At 69.4% G+C, this 24,382-nt stretch carries 16 protein-coding genes; 3 read left to right on the top strand and 13 right to left on the bottom strand.

Annotation, left to right across the window (positions count from 1 at the left end; genetic code table 11):
- Positions 1-27 precede the first annotated feature (27 nt).
- The 3 genes from AB0B50_RS29130 to hppD are packed head-to-tail and all read right to left on the bottom strand — an operon-like array spanning position 28 to position 5,074.
- On the bottom strand, positions 28-1,500 hold the full coding sequence (locus AB0B50_RS29130; protein WP_362338282.1) for an FAD/NAD(P)-binding protein: 1,473 nt from the start codon (positions 1,498-1,500) through the stop codon (positions 28-30).
- A complete protein-coding gene (locus AB0B50_RS29135; protein ID WP_362338285.1) occupies positions 1,482-2,861 on the bottom strand; it encodes a PLP-dependent aminotransferase family protein in 1,380 nt (459 codons plus the stop codon). Before AB0B50_RS29135 ends, AB0B50_RS29130 begins: the two co-directional genes overlap by 19 nt.
- On the bottom strand, positions 2,858-5,074 hold the full coding sequence (hppD, locus tag AB0B50_RS29140) for a 4-hydroxyphenylpyruvate dioxygenase (RefSeq protein ID WP_362338288.1): 2,217 nt from the start codon (positions 5,072-5,074) through the stop codon (positions 2,858-2,860). Before hppD ends, AB0B50_RS29135 begins: the two co-directional genes overlap by 4 nt.
- Before the next feature lie 525 nt (positions 5,075-5,599).
- Between hppD and AB0B50_RS29145 the strand changes: the two genes are divergently transcribed.
- Positions 5,600-6,646: an NAD(P)-dependent alcohol dehydrogenase gene (locus AB0B50_RS29145; protein ID WP_362338291.1), complete on the top strand. Its 1,047-nt coding sequence runs from the start codon at positions 5,600-5,602 to the stop codon at positions 6,644-6,646.
- Between the two features lie 54 nt (positions 6,647-6,700).
- Here AB0B50_RS29145 and AB0B50_RS29150 read toward each other — a convergent pair whose 3' ends face one another.
- On the bottom strand, positions 6,701-7,324 hold the full coding sequence (locus AB0B50_RS29150; protein ID WP_362338294.1) for a TetR/AcrR family transcriptional regulator: 624 nt from the start codon (positions 7,322-7,324) through the stop codon (positions 6,701-6,703).
- A 164-nt stretch (positions 7,325-7,488) separates the two neighbouring features.
- A complete protein-coding gene (locus AB0B50_RS29155) occupies positions 7,489-11,508 on the bottom strand; it encodes a beta-ketoacyl synthase N-terminal-like domain-containing protein (protein ID WP_362338297.1) in 4,020 nt (1,339 codons plus the stop codon).
- A gap of 430 nt (positions 11,509-11,938) precedes the next feature.
- On the opposite strand from AB0B50_RS29155, the gene AB0B50_RS29160 reads away from it, so the two are divergent.
- Positions 11,939-12,808 (top strand): hypothetical protein, encoded by an 870-nt coding sequence (locus AB0B50_RS29160; RefSeq protein ID WP_362338299.1) that lies wholly within the window; start codon positions 11,939-11,941, stop codon positions 12,806-12,808.
- Between the two features lie 77 nt (positions 12,809-12,885).
- Here the strand turns inward: AB0B50_RS29160 and AB0B50_RS29165 are convergent, their stop codons facing one another.
- Both AB0B50_RS29165 and AB0B50_RS29170 read right to left on the bottom strand, forming a co-directional pair.
- Entirely contained in the window at positions 12,886-14,484 is a 1,599-nt protein-coding gene (locus AB0B50_RS29165; protein ID WP_362338302.1) for an FAD-dependent monooxygenase, read from the bottom strand.
- A gap of 656 nt (positions 14,485-15,140) precedes the next feature.
- A complete protein-coding gene (locus AB0B50_RS29170; protein WP_362338305.1) occupies positions 15,141-16,214 on the bottom strand; it encodes a serine hydrolase in 1,074 nt (357 codons plus the stop codon).
- On the opposite strand from AB0B50_RS29170, the gene AB0B50_RS29175 reads away from it, so the two are divergent.
- Positions 16,213-17,103, top strand: a complete 891-nt coding sequence (locus AB0B50_RS29175; RefSeq protein ID WP_362338307.1) for an acyl-CoA dehydrogenase — start codon at positions 16,213-16,215, stop codon at positions 17,101-17,103. The two genes, AB0B50_RS29170 and AB0B50_RS29175, sit on opposite strands and share 2 nt — an antisense overlap.
- Positions 17,104-17,230: 127 nt before the next feature.
- On the opposite strand, the gene AB0B50_RS29180 is transcribed toward AB0B50_RS29175, so the two are convergent.
- The 6 genes from AB0B50_RS29180 to AB0B50_RS29205 all read right to left on the bottom strand — a co-directional run bounded on the left by AB0B50_RS29180 (position 17,231) and on the right by AB0B50_RS29205 (position 24,291).
- A complete protein-coding gene (locus AB0B50_RS29180) occupies positions 17,231-19,399 on the bottom strand; it encodes a hypothetical protein (RefSeq protein WP_362338310.1) in 2,169 nt (722 codons plus the stop codon).
- A 351-nt stretch (positions 19,400-19,750) separates the two neighbouring features.
- On the bottom strand, positions 19,751-20,098 hold the full coding sequence (locus AB0B50_RS29185; RefSeq protein ID WP_362338313.1) for a hypothetical protein: 348 nt from the start codon (positions 20,096-20,098) through the stop codon (positions 19,751-19,753).
- Positions 20,099-20,158: 60 nt separating this feature from the next.
- Positions 20,159-21,094, bottom strand: coding sequence for a hypothetical protein (locus tag AB0B50_RS29190; RefSeq protein WP_362338316.1), 936 nt, complete (start codon positions 21,092-21,094; stop codon positions 20,159-20,161).
- A 536-nt stretch (positions 21,095-21,630) separates the two neighbouring features.
- Positions 21,631-22,233, bottom strand: a complete 603-nt coding sequence (locus AB0B50_RS29195) for a TetR family transcriptional regulator (protein ID WP_362338319.1) — start codon at positions 22,231-22,233, stop codon at positions 21,631-21,633.
- Between the two features lie 55 nt (positions 22,234-22,288).
- A complete protein-coding gene (locus tag AB0B50_RS29200) occupies positions 22,289-23,488 on the bottom strand; it encodes a winged helix DNA-binding domain-containing protein (RefSeq protein WP_362338322.1) in 1,200 nt (399 codons plus the stop codon).
- Positions 23,489-23,652: 164 nt separating this feature from the next.
- The gene (locus tag AB0B50_RS29205) at positions 23,653-24,291 is read right to left on the bottom strand and encodes an NADP oxidoreductase (RefSeq protein WP_362338325.1); all 639 of its coding nucleotides are present in this window, start codon (positions 24,289-24,291) and stop codon (positions 23,653-23,655) included.
- Between the last annotated feature and the right edge of the window lie 91 nt (positions 24,292-24,382).

Below are 24,382 nucleotides of genomic sequence, written 5' to 3' on the forward strand. Positions count from 1 at the left end.
TCGGTCTCTTCGGTCTCTTCGTGTGCGTCAGTGGCTCAGCTCGGCGAGTTCGTGAAGGGCCGGCATCGGCGAGGCGCCGAGCTGGAGCGCGACGTCCTTGGCCTGGTGCGCGGCGATGTAGAGGAGCGTCGCGAAGAAGAGGACGCGGACGTGGGTGGCGGCACCGACGACCCAGATGTTCTCGGGAGGCGCCTCCTCAGACGTGCGGATGCGCAGGTCGGCCGCGAGCCGGTCGACCGGGAGGGCATGAAGCGGAGCGTGTTCCAGGTGGATGCTGTCGTCCGTGGGGTCGTGCCACAGAGCGGGCGGTTCGTAGCCGCACGCGCTGACGACACGGTCGACGGTGCTCGAGTCTCCGTCCGGCCACTGCACCGACCACACCGGGCCGCAGCGCCGTACGCGCACCGGGTAGTCCCGCGCCAGGCACAGCGCTCCGCGATCGATGTGCCCGAGCAGCTTTCTGGCATTGGGCAGGATCAAGGCCGTGGCGTATCTGCGGCCGACGGTGTGGAAGGCCCTCAGGACGCTCGACCGCGCCGGCGGCGGCAGTGTCGGCAGCCACGCGGCGAGCTCCGCGCTCACGCCCACGGCGACGTCCTGCCACGCACAGGCCCCGCTCTCGGCCAGGGCGATCTCCGCCCTGAGCCGGTGGACGGGATCGGTCGCGCCCGTGATCTGTTCGCGCAGCGGACGAGCGTCGCGCTGGCGGACGGACTCGACGATGATCCTCGTGAGTTTCGACGCCAGGCGGGGGTCCGACGGATCGAGGGACGCGATGCCCTTGGCCGCGGTGACCGACGCGGGAAGCAGCGGCGTCGCCGTGCGGACCGCGGGCAGTTGCCCGGAGGGCGAGGCCATGGTGACGCGGCTGCCGTCCCCGCACAGCAGCAGTGCCGCGTCGACGGCGGACTGGCGCGATCCCAGTACGAGCACTCGGGACCCCGGCGGCACGCGGCGCGAGAGGCGATCGGCGGGGAACGGGCTCGGCAGGAAGGCCGGATCGTCCTGATGGGCGCGCATGAGCTCCGGAACGCGCGGCTTTTCGAGCCCCGCGGCGACCACCACGTCCGAGGCCCGCACCGCGGTGCCGTCGCTCAGCTCCACGCGGTATCCGCCCGTGCCCTTGCCGACGCACCGCGCCCTGGCACGGGTCCGCTCGACCTGGATGCCCCGGGCGACGGCCAGGGCGGAGTACTCCTCGAAGCGCTGGGCGACGTACTCACCGAGGAGGCCGCGCGGCACGACGTCGTGCGGAGCGCAGGACAGGCCGCGGCCGCGCAGATAGTCCACGAAATCGTACGGCTCGTCCGGCACAAGGGAGTTGGCCTCGCACGAACTGTTGGTCAACAGGTCGGGGTGGGACTCGCCGAACGCCATGCCCCGGCCCACGTCGCGGGGGTCGACGATCCGGATGGACCGATGACGTGCCGTGCGCACCGCGTTGACGAAGGCGCTCACGCCCGTGGCCCCTGCCCCGATGATCAGTAGGTCGCCGTGCACGATGCTTCCTCCCGGGATTCGGAACGGGTCGTGATGCGCTCCGCGACCAGCGCGGCGAGCCGGTCGAGGCCCTCCTCGATCCGCTCGGGTGTCAGGGCGCTGCAGGACAGCCGGAGCCGGCGGCGGGCATCGGCGCCGTCGTGGAAGTGGCGCATGGGGGTCCACAGCACCCCGAACTCCTGGGCCGACCTCTCCAGAAGCCGGTCGTCCACGGCGAAGGGCACGGTGAGCACCACGAAGAAGCCGCCCGCCGGGGAGTTCCAGTGGATGCCGGAAGCCGCCGTCCCGCCGAAGCGGCGCTCCAGGCCTGCGAGGAGGATCCGGCGATTGCGGCGGTAGTGCGCGATCGCGCGCGCGTTCGCGGCCCGCAGACTGCACCCGGATTCCAGGAGCTTTCCGCCGATCACCGCCTGGGCGATCGGCGACGTGTTCACCGTCACCATGCTCTTGATCCTGGCGAGGTGGTCCGCGAAGAGGAGCGGGCCGCTGGCGGCGTCGGCGACTCGCTGGTCCGCGACGACGAACCCGACCCGCGCTCCTGGCAGGGCCGTCTTGGCGAACGACCCCAAGTACACGACACGGCGGCGGGTGTCGAGCGCCTTGAGCGTGGGTGTCGGTGCTCCGCCGTCGTGGAACAGGCCGTACGGATTGTCCTCGAGGAGGAGCAGGTCTTCCTCTTCGGCGATGCGGAGCAGCCGCTGCCGGTCCTCGACGCTCAGACTCAGCCCCGTGGGATTGGCGAAGTCCGGAACGACGTAACAGGCCCGGGGGTGCAGGCCGGTGCGGCGCGCCTGGTCCAGGACCGCGCGCAGATCCGCGAAGTCGACCCCGCCCGCCCCGCTCGCGACGGGCAGGACGGGCATGCCCACGAGACGGGCCGCTCCGGTGAGCCCCATGTACGTCGGTGACACGGCCAGCACGGCGTCCCGTCCTGTCGTGCACAACGCCCGCAGCACAAGGAAGAGCGCTTCCTGACACCCCACGGTGACGACGACGGAGTCGACGGGGACGTCGATGCCCTCGTCGACGGCCAGGTTCCGTGCGATGAGCTCGCCGATCACGCCCTTCGTGGGGCCGTACTGGAGCAGGGTCTCGCGGATCCGCTCGGCGGACCGGCCCTGCTCCTCGGCCAGATACCGGATGTAGCGGTCCAGGCAACGCTGGACCGACGCCGTCTCGAGCAGGTCGTCGCAAGGCCGACCCGCGGCGAACGAGACGGCGTCGGGATAGGTGCCCGAGATCTCGTTCAGGAAGTTCATCGATTCCAGTACGGGATCCGCCAACGCGGTGTGCAGGTCGTCGAGGCGCAGCTCGCAGCCCTGCGGCCGACGGTCGTGGCGGGCGACCGTGGTGCCCTTCATGCGCGCGCCACCTCCTTCATGACGGATCCGTCCAGAACGGTCGCAAGGCCGCGGGCGGCCTCCGGGACCGGGCAGCCCGCGAGCACCATGGCGTCCTCGATCTCCTGCTTGAGCAGGGAGAACACATCAGCCACTCCACGCTCACCACCGACGGCGAGACCCCACAGGACCGGCCTGCCGAGCAGGACGCCCGTGGCGCCCAGAGCGAGCGCCCGCAGTACGTCGGTGCCACTTCGGATGCCGCTGTCGAGCAGGACGTCGCAGGCGTCTCCGACGGCCGCGCGCACCGCGGGGAGAGCACCGACAGCGGCGATGGCGCCGTCGAGTTGGCGGCCGCCGTGGTTGGACACCACGACCGCGTCGACGCCTGCTGATGCCGCCCGGACGGCATCAGCAGGGTCGAGGACGCCCTTGAGGATCAGCGGCAACGTGGTCTGTGCGCGGAGCCACTCCAGGTCCGGCCAGCCGAGGGACGCGTCGAAGGCGGCGTCGGTGTGCTCCGCGACGGTCGCGGCGCGGCCGGTGCCGGGCCACAGGTCCTCATCGAGATTGACCGGCCTGATGTGCGAGGGCAGCACGAACCGCCTGCGCAGGTCCCGCAACCGCCGTGCCATGCGCGGTACGTCGACCGTCAGCATCAGCCCCGGGCAGCCGATCTCCTCGGCTCGGCGTACCAGACGCAGCAGTTGGGCGCGGTCACGGAGCCAGTACAGCTGGAGCAATGGCGGCCCGCCCGCCTGCGCGATCTGCTCCAGTGGGCGGCTGCTGAGCATGCCGGCCACCAGGGGCACCCCTGCGGCCGCGGCCGCCCGCGCCGTTGCCGGCTCCCCCTGCGGGTGTACGAGAGCGTGATACGCCATGGGGGCCACCGCCACCGGCATGGCGGCCTCGACGCCGAGCAGGCGCGTGGCTGTGCGGGGGCGGGACACATCGGCCAGCACGCGCGGAATGAGGCGGACGCTGTCCAGGGCGGCGCGGTTGTGGGCGAGCGTCGTCTCCCGGCCGCTGCCACCCGCGATGAAGTCCCATACGCCCGCGGGCAATTGGGCGGCGGCCGACTGTTCCAGGTCGTCCAGGCAGACCATCGGAGCGGCCGGCGGTTCATCCTCCTCCGCGGCCTTCGGGGCGGAGGCGAGGCGCTCGGACTCGACAGCCGTATAGAGCGCGTGGATGTTGTTGCTCCCGAACGTCTCGGCTCCGCACCGCTCAAGCACTTCGAAGAAGAAGGTCTTGCGCGGGTGGACGGACCGGGTGAAGACCTGGAACAAGCGGCCGTTGTGGTCCTCGTCCACCAGGATCCGGGACTTCCTGAGGACGTCGACGGCGTATTCGGTCACGGTGACGCGCTCGGGCAGCGCGTCATAGTAGATGTCCGGCACGTTGAGGGTCTCCACGCCCTGTGTGCTCAGCCGGTCCAGCGTCTCGACGATGTTCCGTGTGCTCAGCGCGAGATGCTGGATCCCGGGGCCGTGGTGCGCCTGGAGGAATTCGTCGATCTGCCCCGGAGACGCCTGGAGATCAGGCTCGATGATGGTGAACGTGACATCCCCCTCGGCGTTCTGGACCACCTCGGAGTTCATGGCCTGGGCCCCGACGGAAATGTGCTCCTTGAACACGGAACGGAATCCGAACGCGCGCTGCCAGAACTCCACCAGACCGCCGAGCTCTCCCGCCTCGACGCAGACCGCGAAGTGATCCAGCTCCTCGAATCCGCCGGTGCGCGCCGTGGCGTCGACAGAGCGGTCCGAGAACTCCGAGCCCGCCGAGCCCGCCGAGAACTCCGAGAACTCCGGAGGAAGGGACATCGCACGGTCCAGCAGCGTATGGGTGATGTCACCGAACACCGCGATCGCGGCGCCGGCATCGCCCGAATCCCCGGGTTCACGGACAGACCGGGCGCCCACCCGCACGGCAGCGGCGAAGGCCGACCGGACATCGTCCACCGTGAAGGCGATGTCTGCGACACCGTCACCGTGCCGTTCCACGTAGGCGTTCGCCGCTTCTCCCTGGGTGACGACCAGGGTGATGCTTCCCTGCCGAAGGGCGAGTGAGTAGCGGTCACTTCCGGAACTGTCGGTACCGGCTGTTGCGCATATCTCGAACCCGTACTTGTGCTGGAAATCTGATGCGGTGGCGACTGCGTCACGTACATAGAACTCGACATAAGCAAGAGTCAGGCCGCTGCCTGCGGTCTTGGAGCTGGATTTTGGCATGGCTGGACCACCCTTCGGCAGATCTGAGGAACTGCGGTGGTTAAGGGAGAATTCTCGTGCGCCTCGGGTACGGCGCCGTCAACGACGCTGCCAGCTTCGTCAATTCGGCCGTCGTCCGCCACCGTTCGCCTGCTGCAGCAACGTGCGCCGCACATTGCTGCAGCGGTTCGCACGGACCGGCATCCACGCGCCGGAACCGGCCGGACAGGCTTGCGGCCGTTCCCTGGCCATGCCGTCGCGATACTGGCCTGAACCGCCCTGGTGTGCGGATATGTGCAGGAAGCTGCACCACAGTTTCCTGCACGAGGCAGTGGTGGCGGACCGCTCGCCCAGAAAGGCAAGCTTATTTCCTTGGTTGCCATGTGATTGCTCGACTGGGTCGTTCTGATGGAGGAAAACCCTGCGGCGTCTCCATCCGATTAATGCGCCGAGAACGCCCCGGCTCACGCGTCGAGTCGGACGAATCGGGGAACGACGCAGCGGCGTTCCGCCCGTCCTATCCGAGCCAAGGGAAACAGGATCACCATGCCCAGCACCCGCGCGCTGTCGCTGCCCGCCAAGGGCGCGCCGTTCACGCCGACCACCATTGAACGGCGCTCGCTGCGCGACAACGACGTCCGGATCGACATCAGATTCTGCGGCATCTGCCACACCGACCTGCACTTCGGCCACGACGACTGGGGTGGGACGTTCTTCCCCCTCGTCCCCGGACACGAGATCACCGGCGTGGTCTCGGAAGTCGGCGACGCCGTCACCGAGTTCGGGGTGGGTGACCGGGTGGGCGTGGGCTGCATGGTCAACTCCTGCGGGCAGTGCGTCCCTTGCGCATCCGGCGAGGAGCAGTACTGCACCGAGGGCTTCGTCAAGACGTACTCGTCCCGTGACCACGACGGGACGGTGACCCTCGGCGGTTACAGCCAGTCCATCGTCGTCGCGGACCGCTTCGTCCTGCGCATCCCCGATGACCTCGAACTCGCCGGTGCGGCCCCGCTGTTGTGCGCGGGCGTCACCGTCTACTCGCCCCTGCGCCGGTGGCAGGCGGGTCCGGGCACGAACGTCGGCGTGCTCGGCATGGGCGGCCTCGGGCATCTCGGCGTGAAGATCGCCGCGGCCATGGGCGCGGAGGTCACACTCCTCGGCCGGTCGCCGAAGAAGAAGGACGACGCGCTGAGCTTCGGCGCAGCACGGTTCGTGGACACCCGCGAGAACGCGGAACTCACCGGCCTCGCGGGCCACTTCGACCTGCTCATCAACACCGTGCCCGCCGCCCTCGACCTGGACACCCATCTGGGCCTGCTCGGCCTCGGGGGAACCCTCGTCAACGTGGGCGCACCGAGCGACCCGGTCGCCTCGTACAACGTGTTCTCCCTCTTGAGCGCCCGCCGCGGCATCGCGGGGTCGTCCATCGGCGGCATACGGGAGACCCAGGACACGCTCGACTTCTGCGCGAAGCACCACATCGCCTCGGAGGTCGAGGTGATCCCCGCCGACCGGGTCCCCGAGGCATGGGAGAACCTGTCCGGCGTCCGCTACCGCTATGTCATCGACGTCGCCACGCTCGGCACGCCCTGAGCCCCTCCCCGGCCGACGACGGCACCGAGCGCGTGCCGTCGTCGGCCGGGGCGTCTAGCGCGGTGCCGTCACAGTCATGCCGTTGAGGAGGAGCTGCAGGATCTGCTGCAACTCCTCGGCCAGCGGTTCGGTTTCCTTCGACTCCTGGTGGGCCCATCGGTACAGGGCGCCGAGGTAGACATCGCGCAGCACGTTGCCGACGCCGATCGGCGACATGGCCGGGCTCAGCTCTCCTTGGCGCACACCGTTCTCCACGATCCTGGCGAACACCTCCGCGACATGCGGGTCCTCCAGGATCGGCCGCCCCGCCTTCACCCAGGCGGTGAGCATGGCGGTCGTGAGTCGCGGTTCCTCCTGGTTGATGCGGACCAGAACCGCCATGCACGCCTGGAGTTGGGCGACCGAACTGGAGATGAACACGTTGTCCGCGTCGAGGCCCGTCACGAGTGCGGCACGTCTCCTGTCTCCCCAGGCGCCGATGATGTCTTCCTTGCGCTGGAAGTAGTTGAAGAAGGTCCCACGCGCCACATCGGCCCGCTCGGCGATCTCGTCGATGGAGGTGTGGTCGTATCCCTTCTCCACGATGAGCTCGACTGCCGCTGAATACAGCCGCTCCCGGACTCGCTGCTTGTTGCGTTCCCGGCGACTGACCGGCGGCGTTGTCGCGCTCGAGTCCATTCCGTCCCTCCTGTGTGTGCTGAGCTCACCATGGCTCTCGCGATGGCTGAGTGACGTGAGCCGACGGCGAGGGGCACGCCCGAATCAGTCGACCTGTCGGGGGCAGCAGGGCACACCGGCCACTGTCAATCTATCGCATGTTTTTATACTGTAGTGCAAGTTTGCTACGGCTCCTGCTGGCATGTCTGGCCGAAACGCGGTGGCGCGCCGTGCCGGGCAAGGCTCTTGCCCAGGCTCGCGATGCTCTCCGGCCCCAGGAGGCGCCCGGCGGTGACCTCCAGGCCGGCACTGCGGCGCAGGCGCTGCCGGAGCTGGGAGGCCATGAGGGAGTCGAGCCCGAGCTCCCGCAACGACCGCCGCTCGTCGATGTCCGGCGCCGCCATGCCCAACAACGCCGCGGAGTGCTCGACAAGCGCCTCCGCAGCGCCTCCACGAGCGGGCGGCAGGGCCCCGGCCTCCTTCGCGGACGCCTCAGGAACGGCGATTCGCGCTGTCGCCGGCTCCCGTCGCCGGTCGGCAGGAGGTGACACGACGGAGCGCAGGAGGCCGGTGAGGAAGCCGCCGCAGGGGCCCGCGACCTTCTTGGCCAGGTCGGCCAACGACGTCGCGCACTGCTCGGTGAGGCCTGATACGAGCGCGGGCACGGGCGACAGAGGACCGCTCGCCCGGGACGGCCGCGCCAGCCGCCGCAGGTGGATTCCGGAGAACCGCGCCAGGACGCGACGGTCCGGCGCGATCAGGAGGACGTCGGCCCGCAGCGAGGCTCCCCCGTCCTCGGACCGCAGGTCGATCAGGCTCCAGAACTCCGGCTCCAGTTCCGCGGAGAACCGGACCGAGTCGAAGGACACGGGTACGTACGCGAAGTCGGCGTCGCCCGACACAGCCCCCGGCCGGGCGGCGAGGAGCGGCTGCAGGCCCGCCTCCCAGCCGACGCGGGACAGGGGCTGCGTCAGCCGGACACGAGCCACGGCCTCACCGTCGCGCCGCCACAGATGCTCCACGGCCCGGAACGGCTTCCCGGAGTCGTAGCCGTTGCGCTGCGCGAGCCGCTGGAAGTCCTGCGCCCCCAGGTACTCCCGGCAGCGTGCGAGCGCGGCGTCGAGGGCGCCCGCGGGCAGGGGGCCGGCATCGTCGCCGTCCGCCCCGACGGCCTTCCCCCACGCGCAGAAGACGGGGTCGGGGGCGCCCTGGAGCGATGCCAGTGCTGTGACGGTGCGGGTCTCGCCGGCTTCTCCTCGGTGCCCGTCCAGGCTCACCTGAAGGGTCGTGTCGCCGGCCGCTTCGAGAGGTACGTGTGCGTCGCCCAGCTTCACGTCCCGCAGTTCGAACGGCGTGGTGCGGTCGGCCTGTTGCACGGTTTCGAGCATCGCCGTGAGATAGACGACGGGCGGCACGGGTGCGACTCCGTGGAGTGCCGCGCCGTCGCACCCGTCGGCGGTCCCACCCCATGACCCGAGGTCGATCCGCCGGACCTGGGAGGCGGCCGGCCGCTGAGCGCTCACGGAGCCGGCCGACTCACGCCGGAACTGCACCACGTCCCAGGAGTAGGTGGGAAGCGACGGCACGTGCCGCGGGTCTCCGCCGTACCACCGCCGCCAGTCCACCCGCCCGCCCAGGGCGAAGATCCGTCCGGCGGCCCGGACCAGTTCGGCGGGTTCGTCCTGCCCCGCGTGCAGTGAGGCCACCGTGACATCACCGTGGTCGCCGCCCAGCGTCTCGTTCATGGCGGCGACGAGGACGGGATGCGGGCTGAGTTCGAGAAAGACGCTGTCCGCCGCGAGAGCCACCTCTCGTACGGTGTCGGCGAACCGCACGGGGCGGCGCAGGTTGTCCATCCAGTAGACGGCCGTCAACTCCGGGCCCTTGACCTCGCACCCGTACACGGTGGAGACCATCTCTGTCGTGCCGGGCACCGGGGCGAGTTCGGCCAGTTCCTGCAGCAGGTCGTCGCGCAGGGAGTCCATCTGCGGCGAGTGCGAGGCCACGTTCACCTTCACCGAGCGGCACAGGATGCCGCGCTCCTCGAACTCCGCCCGGAGACGCGCCAGGGCCGCGGGATCACCCGCGAGCACGGTGGTGGTGGGTGAGTTCTCGGCCGCCACGCACACCGCCCCCTCATGGGTCTCGGTGTACTGCCGGGCCCCGGCGGCCGACAGTTCGACGACGAGCATGGCGCCCCGGCCCGCCTCGCGCTGCATCAGCCGACTGCGTCCGCAGATCACCGCGGCCGCGTCTCCGAGCGACAGGGCACCGAAGGTGTGGGCCGCCGCGATCTCTCCCATGCTGTGCCCGATACACAGATCCGGTGTCACGCCGCGTTCACGCCAGGCGGCGGCGAGCGCCACCTGCACGGCCCACAGGACGGGTTGAACGACGCTCACGTCTTCGGGGAACTCGGCATCGTCGGACGCCAGCAGCTCCAGAACCGACCAGCCGAGTTCCTTGGAAACGGCCTGGTCGCACGCGTCGAGGGCCGTCCGGAAGGCGGACGAGGAGCCGTACAGGGACCGGGCCATGCCCGTCCACTGCGACCCCTGCCCGGAGAAGGTGAACACGAGGCGCTTGTCACCGGACAGGCCCGCCTCCGCCGTTCCGCCGTCCGGAATCGTCTCGCCCGCGGCGAGGGCGTGCAGCCGCCGCGCCAGGGAGTCGTGGTCGTGGCCCACGACCCACAGCCGGTGGGGGTGGGCGTCGCGCCGGGTGGCCGCGGCGGCGCAGATGTCGGCAAGGCGGTAACGGCGCCCAGGCCCGGCGGGGCCCAGGTAAGCCGCGTACTTCTCGGCCAGACGACGCAGAGCGCCTGGCGTGCGCGCGCTGAGCACCAGCAGACAGGGCTCGGCCCCGGTGACGGTGCGAGGGATGCCGGACGCAGCCTCGGGGGCATGGGCACCGACGACCAGATGGGCGTTCGTACCGGACAGGCCGAAGGAGCTGACACCGAGCAGGGCACGGGCACCGGCCGGGTCCAGGGGCTGATTGCGTGTCACCACGCGCACCGGGAAGTCCTCCTGGGTCAGCAGGGGGTGCGACTCGTCGAGGTGGAGCGACGCCGGTACGACACCGTGCCGCAGCATCAGCACCGCCTTGATCAGCCCGGCCATGCCCGCCGCGGCCTCGGCGTGGCCGAGGTTGGTCTTGACCGAGCCGGTGAGGAGCGGCCGGTCCGCCCGCCGCCCCGGGCCGGCCGCCTCGGCGAGCGCCTGGAGCTCCACCCCGTCTCCGACGCGCGTTCCGGTGCCGTGCGCCTCGACGTAGTCGAGTTCCGAGGGCTCGATGCCGGCGCTGCGGCACGCCTCGCGCACCATGGCCGCCTGGCCCTCCACGGAAGGGTGGAGCAGGAGTCCGCTCGCCACGCCGTCGTTGGTGGTCGCGCTGCCGAGCAGTACCGCGTGTACGGGGTCACCGTCCCGGAGCGCGTCGTCCAGTCGCTTGAGCACCACCGCGCCCACGCCTTCGCTGCGCACGAATCCGTCTGCGCGGGCGTCGCCGAACCTGCAGCGGCCACCGGGGGAGAGCATGTCTCCCTGGGAGTAGGCGACGAAGTCGTGCGGAGACAGGATGACGTTGACACCCGCGGCGATGCACAGGTCGCTCTCACCGGTGAGCAGACTCTGGCGTGCGGCGTGCACAGCGACCAGCGACGAGGAACACGCGGTGTCCAGGACGACACTCGGCCCGCGCAGGTCGAGGGCGTAGGAGACGCGCCCGGCCGTGACAGCGCGCAGTCGGCTGCCCACCATGCTGCGGACATCGGGGTCGTGGGTCCGGGGGTCGGCCTCCGCGTACTCCGACGTCGCTTGCCCGACGAACACGCCGCCGCGGCTGCCCGCGAGCCGGGAGGGACGTATTCCGGCCGACTCCAGTGCTTCCCACACCACGTGCAGCAGCAGTCGCTGCTGCGGATCCATGGCGCGTGCTTCCACGGGTGAGATGCCGAAGAACGCCGCGTCGAAGCCGAAGGGGTCGGCGAGGAAGCCGCCGTGCCGGGACACGGTTCGGCCGCGGGTCATGGGAGTGGAGTCGTAGCAATCGCCCACGTCGAAGCGGTCCGCGGGGACCGGGAGCACCGTGTCGGCGTTGGCCTCGATGACGCCCCACAGCTCATCGACACTCTCTGCCCCCGGTAACCGGCACCCCATGCCGACTATCGCGACGGGGGACATGTTCGACGGTTCTGTACGCACGCACGACTCCAAGCTTCACGGCACGGGCAGCGACACAGATGATCGTCAGAAACTGGATCCAAAAATAGACTCGCGACTATTTTTCACCTTCGCTTCATCGGAGCTTGACGAAACCTTGGGCCCAGGAAGAGACGGGCGACCGTTCTGGAAACTTTCGCCCCTTATGCACACTGACAGGAACTTGAATCTGCGCCAAGACTTTTGAACTTGCGTCCATCTATAGCTTCATGTCTATTCTTGGGACGTAGTCATGCCGGAGAGGTAGGGGGAGACTGTGGATATCGCCCAGATCGTTCCGCTGATGGGTGATGAGGATCTGGCGGCTTACCAGTTCCTCGTCACAACCGGCGGGTCCACCCTTGAGAGGCTGGCGAGGAGTCTGGGCTGGGGTCCGGCACAGACGGAGCGAGTGCTGTCCCGACTCAGAAAGATGAAGCTGGCGCGGTCCCGGTCGGAGGGCCGCGACGACTGGATCGCCGTGCACCCGGAAACAGTCAGGCTCCAGTACGCCAAGCCCCTCTCAGGCGTCATCGACGCGTGGCAGGCGCAGCTGGACGGGCTCCGCGAGCAGCTCAACATGCTCTCCGGCCTGTGCGCTGACGGCGCGGAGGGCGGCCCCGGCCCCGTGGTCACGATCGAGGGGGTGTCCGACATCCGTGACGCGCTCGAGGACCGCGCGGCACGGTGCGCCGAAGAGGTGTTCGCCGTGCAGTCCCTGGGGCGGGGAGCCCCGGCTCTCGCCCAGAGCGTGCTCTGCGCGGACTCCGGACTGCTGACGTCGGCGGTCGACGTGCGCGTGCTGCTCCCCCATCTGTCGCGCTACGACGCGGAGGTGCGCGACTGCGTCGAACGGATCTCGGCGTCGGGCGGCGAGGTCCGGACCACCGCCGCGTCCCTGCCCGCGCTGATCGCCTTCGACCGCTCGGTCGTGTTCCTGCTGGACGGCGAGGAAACGGGCAAGGCACACATGGTGAAGCACGAAGCCTTAGTGGAGTTCATCCTGCACACGGTGGTGAGCGCCTGGGCGACCAGCGTGGCCTTCCAGGGGACGGGCGGCAACAACAGGATCCCGGAGTGGCTGACCCAGGAGACGAAGACCGCGATCGTTCAGCTGCTCGCCGCCGGCTACAAGGACGAAGTGGTGGCCAGGCGCTTGGGTATCGGTGTGCGGACGTGCCGGAAGTACATCGCCGAGATGTTCGGGGATCTGGGAGCACAGAGCCGGTTCCAGGCCGGTTGGATCATTCGCGACCACATGCTCGTGTCCGCCCCCGAGAGGCCCGTGGCGAACACGGCATGACGTGACGGAGCACGGCCGACGCAACGGGAGAACGTTGCCGCATCCGGAAGCGAACCACGGCTGCGGCAACGTTCGGATCAGCGTGTGAGCATCCCGGCGAGGGCCGTCGTGAGCTCACCCTCCGGATCGTCCGCGGCCTTCCTGCCGCGCCAGGCCACGACGGCGTCGGGGCGGATCAGCGTGGCACCGGTCGCTTCGACCCCGTAACGGTCGCACCAGGCGTTGTCGTCGTCGACGAAGCGATCGCCGAGCCGGTACGCGGCCAGGGTGATGCCGAGTCGGCGGGCGACGTTCTCGGCGGCGGCGGCCCACTCCGGGGCTTCGTTCCCTGCCAGCAGCACGAACCCGCGGCCGAACAGGTCGTGGGTGGAGAACGTCCGCGGGCCGTCGGTGAGGACGACGTGCGGAGCCCGTCCCCCGGGACGCCCGGTGGGGTGCCACGGATCCTCCTGGAGGCTGCCGTCGTCGTCTTCCTCGGTGCGGACCGCGACGGAGTGGCACCGGAAACCCAGAAACTCCTTGGCCATGGGGACGGGGGCATCGGGATCGGCCGGGTTGTAGCTGGCGGGCACCCGGCCTTCAGAGATCTTCGCCAGTTCGACCTCGCGCTCCAGAGTGATGTTGACGAGGGGGCGCCGCTCGGCCTCGTACGTGTTCAGCAGGCCGGGGCCGGCCTGTCCGGTGAGAACCAGCGCGAGCCGCCAGGACAGGTCGTAGGCGTCCTGAATGGCGAGGTTGCCGCCCTGGCCCCCGTTCGGCGGGCAGGCGTGCGCGGAGTCGCCGGCCAGGAAGACACGGCCCTCGCGGAACCGTGCGGCCATTTTGTGGTTGATGGCGAAGAAGCGTGCGTTGACGAAGGTGACGTCGATCCCGGGGTCACCGATAGCGTCGCGGATCCGCTCCAGGCAGCGGGCCTCGGTGAAGTCCTCAGGCGTCTCGCCCCGTTCGGGGAAGTAGTCGACCCACAGGGTGTGCCGCTCGGATCCGTCCAGGATGAAGCTGGAACCACTGCCGGGCATCCCGATGACCTCGACCGCGCCCTTCTCCACGTAGCGCGTCAGATCGGCCTCAAAGGTGAGGATGTACATGTGGCCGATCACGCCACTGCCCTCGACGGGGATGCCGAGCATCTCCCGGATCGGACTCGTGTTCCCGTCGGCCGCCACCATGTAGTCCGCCTCGACCACATGCTCGCGGCCGGTGGACACGTCACGCAGCGTCGCGGTGACCTTCTCGTCGTCCTGGATGAAGGAGACCATCTCGGTGCCGAGGCGCACCTCCGCGCCGGCCTCCTCGGCGCTCGTGCGGAGCATCTCCTCGACCTGGGCCTGAGATACCCACGCCAGCGGCGGCACCGACGAGAGCTCCTGCGGGTCAGGCTGCCCCTCCAGCGGGTCGAGGTAGCGTCGCCCGGAATCGGCTAGCGAGGTGCCATGGCTGATACGGGGCCACTGCACATCCCCGAGGGCGGTGCGGAGACGCTGCGCCACGCCGGGCAGCGTGTTGAGCAGCTCCTGAGAACGTGTGTTGAGCCCCCACGCCTTCGGCAGTGTGGAAGCGCTCGGCCGACGCTCCACCAGCAGGGGGCGCACACCGCGTGCGGCAAGGCTCACAGCTGTGGTGAGCCCGGTGTAGGCGCCTCCGACGATGAGTACGGGAACTCGCGGGACTGACATGGCTTCTTCCTCCGTTGCTGCTGTATTCAGAGCCGATTCTGATCGGATTCGGACCGGGCTCATCCAGATCGAGATGGGGTTCGACCCCACCCCGCCCCACTCACCGGAATACGACGCACAGTCCGAGGAATTCGGATGGCGAATTTAGGCACCATCCGATGCCGACTGGGTGCAGCCCACAGCCGGGAACTCACGCCTTATTCGCCACAACTTGACCCAGCGCCCGCCGATGGCACACCGATTGCCACAGGGGCCTGCCGAGAAAGACCCCAGCCAGCAACACTACGTCGACAAAGGGCCGTTCCTATTTTTTCCGGATCGAATTCAGGCGTCACTGGCAACCCCGTCAAATAAGGTTTTCATGTGGCGTGACCACTCGACCAGCTTGACAATTCGTCGACCCTTCGGCCACCTACATACAGTGCAGCAAGTTGTCTGGCACGTTCCTGCACGGCCGCGCCACGATGCCCGCCTTGGGAGCCGTCTTCTCCTGACGGCTTGTCCCGGAATTTGGTGTCTGATTCGGGCCATGCGGGGACGCTGCGGATCCCAGGGCCACCTGTACCCAAATCGAATACGAGAGCGCGCTCCCCCGCGTGGACCGCTCGATCAGGCGGTTGGCCTGCCCCCGCTCCCTGACGCCAGGAGAAGGGGCTCTACCGAGACGCCCCGAGATGCTCCCCCATCCGCAGGAACGCCTGGACGAGCGGCACGACCGGTACGTCCGGAGAGATGACCTGGGAGCCGAAGTGGACGGCGACGAGGTCGAGGCCGGGCGAGACCAGGAGTCGCTGGCCGTGGATGCCGCTGGTGATCGTCGTCGCCACCTCCTCGGGCACGACCTGCCGGTCGCCGACCGCCCCGCCGCAGCGGAGCATCTCGCCGAGCCGGGCGATGTCACGCGCCGTGGCACCGAAGCCGCCGCACGCCGCCTCGACGCCGTCGCCGTCGAGGACGTAGTAGGCGTCCTCCTCGGCTCCGATCTTCGACCAGATCATCTCGCTGAGCAGCGCGGAGGTGGTGAGGCCCGTGACCCCGCGCAGGACCTCGGCCAGGGCCTCGACGTTGCCGTTCTCGTAGCGGAACCCGGTGCCCGGCAGGCCGGTGGCGCGGGCGGTCGCCAGGTGTTCGCGGATGGTGGTGGGACCGTTGTAGCCGAACGGCCGGAGCTGGGGGGCGATGACGGCGTAGTAGCGCTGGGCCTCGATCGCCTTGTCGAAGGGCCGGCCCGCGTAGCTGACTTGGGTGCCCATGTGCAGCAGGTCCTCGACCGTGGCGTCGCCGAAGGCTGTACCGGTGAGTTCGGGGACGTACGCGTGGACCCGCGCCGACCGGTCCAGGAGACCTTGGTGCGCCGGCGTCGCCGCCATCAGGCCGACGTAGGACTTGGCCGCCGAGGCGTTGAAGTGCGGGGTGTGCGCTTCGGCGCCGTGCCGGTACGTCTCGTGGACGACGGAGCCGCGGTGCATCACGAGGAACGCGTCCGTCCGGGCAGTGGTGAACAAGTCCTCCAGCTCGGTCATGGTGCCGCCGAGCTCGATGTCGAGCGCGTCGAGGTCAGCGGGCCGGTCGGGCAGGGCCCGGGCGGGTTCCGGACCCCGCCATACCCGGCGGCTGGGGGAGAGTTCGCGGCCGGCGGACGTGAAGCGGCGGATCCAGGCGGGGTCCGTGTAGCCGCGGGTCCACAAGAGATCACCGCGGGTCCTGTCGCACTGCGTCCTGGGCGACATGGGCGGTCCCCTGCGTGCCGGGGACATCCTCAAGCACGCCACCGAGCACCAGTTGGACAAGTACCTGCTGCCGCTCATCCGCGGCGAGCGCGCCTGCTGCTTCTCCCTCACCGAAACGGACGCCGGCTCCGACGTCCGCTCGATGCGTACCGTCGCCGTACGCGAGGGTGACGGCTACCGGCTGACCGGACACAAGGTGTTCTTCTCCGGGGGCCCCTTCGCCGACTTCGCGATCATCGTCGCCCGGATGGCCGGGACCGGTGAACAGGAGGGCGACAAGCCGCAGTTCTCCGCCTTCCTCGTGGACCTCGACAGCCCCGGCTGCCGCGTCGAGGACGGGGCGACCCCGATGTCCGGCGAGCGCATCGAGAGCGACATCGTCCTCGACGACTGCTTCGTCCCCGCCGCCAACCTCCTCGGCGAGGAGGGCAAGGGCATGCGCATCGCGCTCGGCCGCGTGACCACCAACCGCCTCCTGCACTGCCCCACCGTGCTCGGCGCCACCCGCCGAGCCGTCAAACTGACCCTGGACCGGACCCGGAACCGCCAGGTCGCGGGCCAGCCGCTGCTCATGCTCCAGGCGATCCAGCACAAGATCGCCGACATGGCCACCGAGCTCTACGCCGCACGCTCCATGACGTACGCGGCGCTCGCCGCCCTCGACGAAGGCCGCGAGGTCCACGCCGAGGCGTTCATGTGCAAGCTCTTCGTCGCCGAGTCCGCCTTCCGCATCCTCGACGAGGCCGTGCAGATCCACGGCAAGGAAGGGCTCACCCAGGGCAACGAGATCGAGTACCTGTTCCGCAAGATCCGTATGTTCCGGGTCCTCGCCGGTACCTCCGAGATCCAGCGCAACGGCATCGCCAGGCTCCTGGCCTTCCACCACTGACCTTCGAAAGACGCCCTCGCATGACCGTCCCGCGCGTCAGCGTTCCTCTTGCCGTCGGGAGCTCTTTCAGCATCACCACTTCAGAACGAGGACCGGGCGGAGCTCGTGAGCAGCCCGCGTCCGTGGCTCAGCCCGAGCCGAAGTCATTCATGAGCTCGGCCTTGGTGGTGTCCGCCTGCGCGCGCACGGCCTCCACGACATACGGTTTGAACGCCGGGGTGTCGAAGTGCCGCACCAGGCGATCGAGGGTGGCGCCGGCTTCCTCCAGGTCCCCCTGGCGCGCATACGCGCGCGCCAGCCGCCGCGTGGCCAGGTTCAAGGTGAGGTTGTCGACGCCCTTGCCCTGCTCGGAGACCTTCACGACCGGGGCCAGCTGCTCGATCGCGGACTTGGTGTCCGGCGCGCGCACGGTCAGCCCGGCCCGGTCGGGGCTCAGGGCCTTGAACTCGTGCTCGGCGTTGAGGCCCTTCGCCAGCCGCGCGTACACCGCGAAGGGGTGGTTGGCGTGCCGCTCGATGACCTCTTGCAACGCGTCGTTGCCGGAGCGCAGCGACGGCGCGTCGGAACCGCGCAGCACGAGCAGCTTGCCCTGCTCCTCACCCAGCATCAGCTCGGCGAGCTGGGTGTCGCTGGCGCTGACCGGATGCCGCACGGTCAGGCGCAGCACCGGCGAGACGATGCGAGAGCCGTCGGAGGCCTGGTAGGACGCGCGCAGCTGATAGGTGCCCGGCTGCTGGAAGTAATGTCCGTCGCGGCCGTAGCCGATGTAGGCGCTGGAGTAGATCGCCGGGCGGTTGGTGTCCAGGTGTACGGTCTCGTCCTGGTCGACGCACCGCAGCCGCAGCGGCCGGTAGAGGACCGTGCGCCCGGAGGGCTGCCGGATGGCGATGTTGACGAGCTCGTCGTCGGGGTGGAGATGTCCGTGGGTGAAGCGGCCGCGCAGATCTGTGGTTTCCAGCTTCAGTTCCACGACGACCGGTTCGCCGAACGCCAGGCCGCTCTTGGCGATCCGCAGGCCCAGGCGGAGCCCCGATTCGTCGGCGATCGGCTCGTCGAAGAGTTCGGGCTCGATGTCGGCTGCGCCGGTGGCGAAGGGGCTGGCCCCCATGATCACGTTGCGGTAGAAACCGTGCCGCAGGTGGACCAGTTCGTTGTCGGTGAACTGGAAGGGGAAGTCACCCCAGTACGCGGCCGTACCGCTCGTACCGGAGGGAGACTGGTAGTTCTGCGGGTAGTTCATCCAGGACAGATCACCGAAGCCGCCTTTGGGGCCGAGCGGGGCCGGCGGCCGAGCCAGATTCTTCTGCCAGGAGTGCAGCACGTTGAAGGCGTGCCCGATCTCGTGCACGTACGTGCGGAGTTGGGCGCGCTGCGATTCGGCGTCCGTACCCTTGATCAGGTCGTAGAAGACGGCGCAGCCCTGCCGCTGGAAGGAGTCGGCGGCGTCGAACATGATGCCGCGCACCCCTGACACGCCCTCGTAGGCGCTGGCCACCATCAGCCACGCCCTCCACTGCGGGACGTTCTTCCACAGGCTGAAGTTGGTCTGCATGGCGCCATGCAGCTCGGAGTCGGTCCAGCCGCCTGAGCTGTCGGCGATGACGTTCGTGGCGCCGGACACCAGCAGCTGGATGCCTGCCTCGGCGTACGCACCCGGCACGCTCAGCACACGGGCGGGGCTGCCGGGCGGCTGCGGCAGCGAGCCGGTGTTGTAGGAGAGGAACGGTATCTTGCCGACCACCGAGTCCTGCTCCCATTGGATGTCACGGAAGTAGGCGGAGATGTAGGGGCAGGTGTAGCTCGCGCCGGGTTGCCCGCCCGCCGTGAGGAACTGTGCGGTGGCGTCGCCCGTCGGCTGGTTGACCCTGCGCCGCGGGATGGTCACCTGCACGACCGGAGCGCCGGCCTGCCAGGTGTAGGTGCCGAGCCCCTTGACCACGACCCGGGTGGCCGACCAGGTGACGGTCGGGCTGTGCACGGTGAACGACCCGAAGTACGTCGTCGTACCCCCGTTGGTGGCGAAGAAATCCCCGCTGAGTCGGCGCAGGACCTTGGACCCGCTTCGGATGCGGTCGACGTCGACGCGCAGTTCGAGTTGGTAGCCGCCTCCGCTGCTGCGGTACCGGCCGCTCACGGGGCGGTAGGGCAGGGCTGCGGCCGCCGCCATCCCTTGCTGCGCCGGCTCCGGCTGTTCTTGTACGCCGCTGGTCGCGGTGGGCTCCGCCTCGGACTGCTCTGCGACGGCTTCCCGTGCCGCGACGGGTTCCTGCTCCTCCGCCGGGCTCGACTCAGCCAAGGGATCGGTTGAGAAGTCGGCTGTCCCGGTCGTCGGATCTCCACTCTCTGATGACATGACGTCACGTCCTTTGTTTCGTTTGGGAACTGCCGTGCAGAGGGGGTGTGTGGTCGGCACCCCACGAGGTCGGCGAGCTCGCCCCGGAGCGGCGGCCGGGGGCACGTGTGCACCTCGACCTCACCCTGTCGGCGGCGGTGCGGGCGTCGGCCGGGGCCTCAGGAAGCCGTGGACGCGGAACGTCCGAGGCCGTGGACGAGAGGTGTTTCCCCTGGCTGCGCAGCGGCCCGCGGTGGTCGGCGCACGCCCCGGGGGAAGTGCGCCGACCACCACGGGTGCCGACCAGCCGGTCGGTCAGCCTTCCAACTCGTGGCGCAGCACCGACATTTCGGCCGGATCCAGGCTCGCGGCGGCGAGGTCGGCGAGCGAGCGCTCCAGTGAGCGTCCCGCATCCTCGAGCACTCGCTCCGCGCCGTTCCGGTCACGGACGAGGACCACTCCGCCGGACACCACGATCTCCATGATGTCGACCGCCGGGTCGGTGATCCGCAGCCCCCGGTAGCCGAGACCTTCGAGTGGAGCGGCCCCGGCAGGTGCCGACGGCAGAGCGGCGATCCTGGACAGCAGGTCCTGCCCGGCTTCCGGCGTGAGGCTGAACACCGGATTCCGCCGTCCGCTGTAGAGATCGATCTCGATGTCCATACCGGTCATTCCCCGTTGGCGATGCCGCCTCGGTCCCGAATCCGGAAGGCGCCGTGCGCGCTACCGTATCCTCTGGCGCTGCGAATTACACCCGTAGAAGTATCCGACGAAGACCGTGTACGGACCACGGTTCGCGGTCTCCGGGTTGTAGATGACGTTGCCGCTGTTGTCGATGTTTCGGGCGGCCGTACCGCCGGGCTTGTGGCCCCAGAAGCCTTCCTGGTGCTTTCGGTACCAGTGGAAGTCGACGAAGCCGGGGCCGGGGGCGATAACCAGCGCCACCAGGTAGCGCGGTTTCTCGGCGTCGGGGAAGCAGTCGAACCGGTGGTGCATTCCGTCGCACAGTGACGCTCGCGTCATTTCGGCAGACGTGATGGATTTGTACATGCTGCCGCAGCCACGGCCCGGCTGGGCGAACGTGTTCGTCCGCCAGTTGCTCGCGTAGTTGTAGCAGTTGTTGTTCAGCCGGACGGTCGAGTCGTTGTTCCAGAATCCCGGATTGAATGCTCCGAGCTCGATCGTGCAGGTGACCGCGGCGGCGGCTTCTTCCGATTCCTGTTCCGCTTTCGCTTCCGGTTCCGCCTGAGCGGCCCGGTCAGGAACGGTGAGCCGCGTGGAAGCCGTCAGTTGCGGAATCAGCAGGGTGCGCAGCGAGGCGTCCAGCGGCCGTGCCGCTTCATCGGAGGCGGCAGGCTCCCCCCGCTCCATCAAGGTGATGAGCCGCTCGCCGATTTCGGCCGCGCGGCTACCGCGTGACTGTGTGCCGACCGGCAGGTACAGCCTTGACTCGGTGCCGAAGTCACTCCCGACTTCGTCGCTGATCGGTTCGATCCAGAATCCCCTGACGCCGAGCCCGCCGTCGGCCGGCGCGTCACCAAGGAACAGACTCCGGTTGCTGTCCACCTCACGCAGCAGCGCCCGAACTTCGTTCTCGTCGACGACGTCGGAGACCGGATCGGGACGGCCGGAGAAGATATCCGCCGTGATGCGAAGCATTTTCTTGCCCCCTCGATTTTGCAGCAGCAGGCTGCCGGGGAATCTACTGCCCCGGCCGGTATCCCCCGAGACTCTGAAACCTCAAGTCTCTTTCGATCACCCCGCTGCGCCGATTGCAGTCACATGGGATATACACGGCACCTCATGGAGTGTCAACAGTCCGAGAATTGACCTCTTGAGCCGATCATCCCGTAGCCACGAGACCTGCAACGGATCAGTACGCCAAATCGCCACCGGGGCCGGAGATGCGGAATCAGCGCATCCTGTATCGGCATTGCGGCACGCAGATATTTCACCGGGCAACCACTCAGAACCGTCGGAGCGCGGCGCGCAGTCCACGCCTCATATTTCCAGGGGAAAATTACCGCGCAAACATTGGCCATGGATTTCGGGCCGATAATGCACTTACCAGCCCCTCATGACGGACAGTTCTGGGTCTCTTGTGCCGTCTCGGCGAGCGCCCCGCCGTGATGACGCCCGCCCAAAGGCGTCCGCCCGCCGCTGGATTCAGGTTGGGGCCGCGCACGGCGGGCCGTTCAGGGCCGGGTGGTGGGAGGTGCCGCGGGCAGCGCCGGGTTGGGGGTGAGGATGCGGGCGAGGATGTCCTCGACCTCGGCTCGGCCGGGCGGCTCGGAGGTGGCGAGGCCGCGCAGGGTGAGACCGTTCATCGCCGCGACGGCGGCGCGGGCCGTGGATGGATCGACGTACGGCAGCAGGGCGTTGGTGGTGGCTTGGGTGTACTGGTCGGCGATGGGGCGCAGGGCAGGGCGGCGCACAGCGGCGAGGTAGAGCTCCAGCTCGACGACTTCGTAGTCGCGGGTGGGCCCGAAGCAGCCCATGAGGGCATCGGCCAGGAGCACGACGAGTTGGTTGACGGTGAGTTCGGGGCGCTGGGCGACCCAGTCGCGCAACATCGCGGCGTAGCGCTCGTAGGCCCGCTTCAGGGCGGCCTGGATGAGGTCGTCCTTGGCGGCGAAGTGATAGGTGGTCGCGCCCAGCGGGACGCCGGCTTCCTCGGCGACGGCCCGGTGGGTCAGCCCTTCGATGCCGCGGGCGGCGATGACGCGTTCGGTGGCGTCGGTGATTTCCGTGATCCTGCGTTGTGGGTCGCGACGGCGGGCGGGCTGGTCGGCGGCCATTGCGGCGGGTGCTCTTCTCGTTTCAGGGAGTCTTTGCGGTACGTCTGTACAGATTCTAGGTGCGGTTGTCGGGGGTGGTGCGGGATGGCTGGGCGGCGAGGTCGCGTTCAAGAGGGGTGCGGTAGCAGGGGGTGACGCGGGTCGCGCCGAGAAAGGCGGTCAGGCGGGCGATCTCGGCAGTGATGGCGGTGCGGGCCTCTCGTCCGGGGTCGGTGAGCAGGTGGTGGTTGATGTGGCCGTCGCGGTGCTGGGCCCAGGCGCCGATGACGCGGCCGTCCCACCAGATGGTGGGGCCGATGTTGCCGTTGCGGTCGAACAGGGCCTTGGTGTGGTCGAGTTCCAGGTAGAAGTCGCGATGGCGCCAGCCCATGGGGGTGGGGTCCAGGCCGGGCAGGAGGGTCGCGGCGGGCTCGAGCGCGCGGACCGGGCCGGCGTCCTCGGCCAGGAGGTATCCGGTGCCCTCGTCCAGGGCGACCTCCACGGCGTCGGCCGCGGCGAGCGCCTTGCGGGTGACGGTCATGCTCCAGCCGGTCCACCACTTGAGGTCCTCGGCGGTGGCGGGCCCGAAGGCGGCGAGGTAGTGGCGGGCCAGCTCGGCCTGGGCCTGCGCCGCGGGCAGCGCGGGCAGCGGCTCGGCCGGGGCCCAGCGGAACTGGGCGGAGGTCCACGAGCCCGCTGGACGGGCCCGGCGGACGCGGCCCTCGGCGGCAAGGACCCCCAGGACGGTCGCGCACACCCGCTGCCGGGACTCGTACGGCTTGCCGGGAAACGTAATGATCTGCTCCCTCAAGTCGGCTACGTCGGCGGCGAGTTCGGCGGCGGTCGCCTCGCCACAGCGGGCGAGGGCGGCCAGCAGGTCGCGCTCCGCCTCGCGGTAGCGGGCCTCGTCCCAGTCGGCCGCCTCGCTCAGCCGTTTCATGGCCTCGGGGCGGTGCCGGTGCAGATCCTTGACGGCGGCGGCCTGGATCATGGGTGCCAGAGCGGCCGGGACGGCGAACATGGTGCGGCGCATGCACCGGATGCGCGCCATGGCCGACGGGTCGTACACAGTCCGGGAGATGTCATGCGGGGTGGGTGTGCGCATCCGGGCCGCGGCGCTGAGGAAGACGGTGGCCGGGTCGGTGGCGTGCAGGCCGATCAGCGCCCGCGCCACCTGGTCGGCCTCGCCCACCCGGGCGGGCGAGGCCAGCAGATGCCGCCGAGTGAGGCGGGCACGGCGTTCGGCGGGAGTGATACGACGCGGGGTGGTGGACATCAGGCAGCTTTCAGCACGGGGGGGGGCGGCCCGCCACGAGGCACGGGGAGGGCAGGCCGCCGGGGCGGGGCAGGGCGCGGCGGGTCAGCCGGTCAGCCGGTCAGCCGGTCAGCCGGTCAGCCGGTCAGCGGGTCAGCGGGTCAGCGGGTCAGCGGGTCAGCGGGTCAGCGGACGAGTTTGAGGTTGAAGTGCTCGTGGCCCAAGGGGCGGGCCAGGGCGAGGTAGAGGGGCTGGATCATCTCGGTGGCGCGGGCGGTGGCCAGGTCGCCGAGGTCGACGATGTCCTGCCGGCCGTAGGCGGCCAGCAGGTGGGCCACCTGCTCTTCGGCGTCGGCGAAGTCGCTGCTGAGGAAGACCGTGTGGTCCACGCCCTCCAGGGAGGCAGGTGCGGCCATGAGGGCTGCGGACACGGTGTTGAGGGCTTTGACGACCCTGGAGTCGGGAAAGGCGCGCTGGATCTGTTCGGCGAGGCTGTCGGTGGCGACCGGGTTCAGCAGGGGCGCCGGGCCACCCCAGGCGGTGAGCATCGGACGCCGGAGCGGAGCGGTGAAGTCGTTCGGAACGGCCGTGTCGATGAGGACCTTGCCCGCCAGGGCCCCGGCACCGGCGGCGCCGAGTGCGTCGAGGGTGGCGCCGCCCGCGGTGGCGTTGATCACCAGCTCGCCTTCCGCGGCGGCCTGCGCGTAACCGGCCAGGCGGATGTCCGCCTGGCGCGCCTGCCAGGCGGCGAAGGGCTCGTTGCCCATGAAGTCCGTCTCCGAGCAGGCCGGCGTGGACTCGGGGTCGCGGGTGCCGACGGTCACCTGGTGCCCGAGGGCGGTCAGCTGGGCGGCGTGCGCACGGGCCCACCGTCCCGGTGCCCAGCACTGCGATCTTCATCGTGTTCCTTGTCGT

This window comes from Streptomyces sp. NPDC041068 (genome assembly GCF_040647455.1).
Taxonomy (GTDB): Bacteria; Actinomycetota; Actinomycetes; order Streptomycetales; family Streptomycetaceae; genus Streptomyces.

Excerpts from the sequence above, each read along its gene's own strand:
- AB0B50_RS29135 (WP_362338285.1), bottom strand. The coding sequence starts at position 2,861 with ATGAAGGGCACCACGGTCGCCCGCCACGACCGTCGGCCGCAGGGCTGC.
- hppD (WP_362338288.1), bottom strand. The coding sequence starts at position 5,074 with ATGCCAAAATCCAGCTCCAAGACCGCAGGCAGCGGCCTGACTCTTGCT.
- AB0B50_RS29145 (WP_362338291.1), top strand. The coding sequence starts at position 5,600 with ATGCCCAGCACCCGCGCGCTGTCGCTGCCCGCCAAGGGCGCGCCGTTC.
- AB0B50_RS29150 (WP_362338294.1), bottom strand. The coding sequence starts at position 7,324 with ATGGACTCGAGCGCGACAACGCCGCCGGTCAGTCGCCGGGAACGCAAC.
- AB0B50_RS29160 (WP_362338299.1), top strand. The coding sequence starts at position 11,939 with ATGAAGCTGGCGCGGTCCCGGTCGGAGGGCCGCGACGACTGGATCGCC.
- AB0B50_RS29165 (WP_362338302.1), bottom strand. The coding sequence starts at position 14,484 with ATGTCAGTCCCGCGAGTTCCCGTACTCATCGTCGGAGGCGCCTACACC.
- AB0B50_RS29175 (WP_362338307.1), top strand. The coding sequence starts at position 16,213 with ATGGGCGGTCCCCTGCGTGCCGGGGACATCCTCAAGCACGCCACCGAG.
- AB0B50_RS29170 (WP_362338305.1), bottom strand. The coding sequence starts at position 16,214 with ATGTCGCCCAGGACGCAGTGCGACAGGACCCGCGGTGATCTCTTGTGG.
- AB0B50_RS29185 (WP_362338313.1), bottom strand. The coding sequence starts at position 20,098 with ATGGACATCGAGATCGATCTCTACAGCGGACGGCGGAATCCGGTGTTC.
- AB0B50_RS29190 (WP_362338316.1), bottom strand. The coding sequence starts at position 21,094 with ATGCTTCGCATCACGGCGGATATCTTCTCCGGCCGTCCCGATCCGGTC.
- AB0B50_RS29195 (WP_362338319.1), bottom strand. The coding sequence starts at position 22,233 with ATGGCCGCCGACCAGCCCGCCCGCCGTCGCGACCCACAACGCAGGATC.
- AB0B50_RS29200 (WP_362338322.1), bottom strand. The coding sequence starts at position 23,488 with ATGTCCACCACCCCGCGTCGTATCACTCCCGCCGAACGCCGTGCCCGC.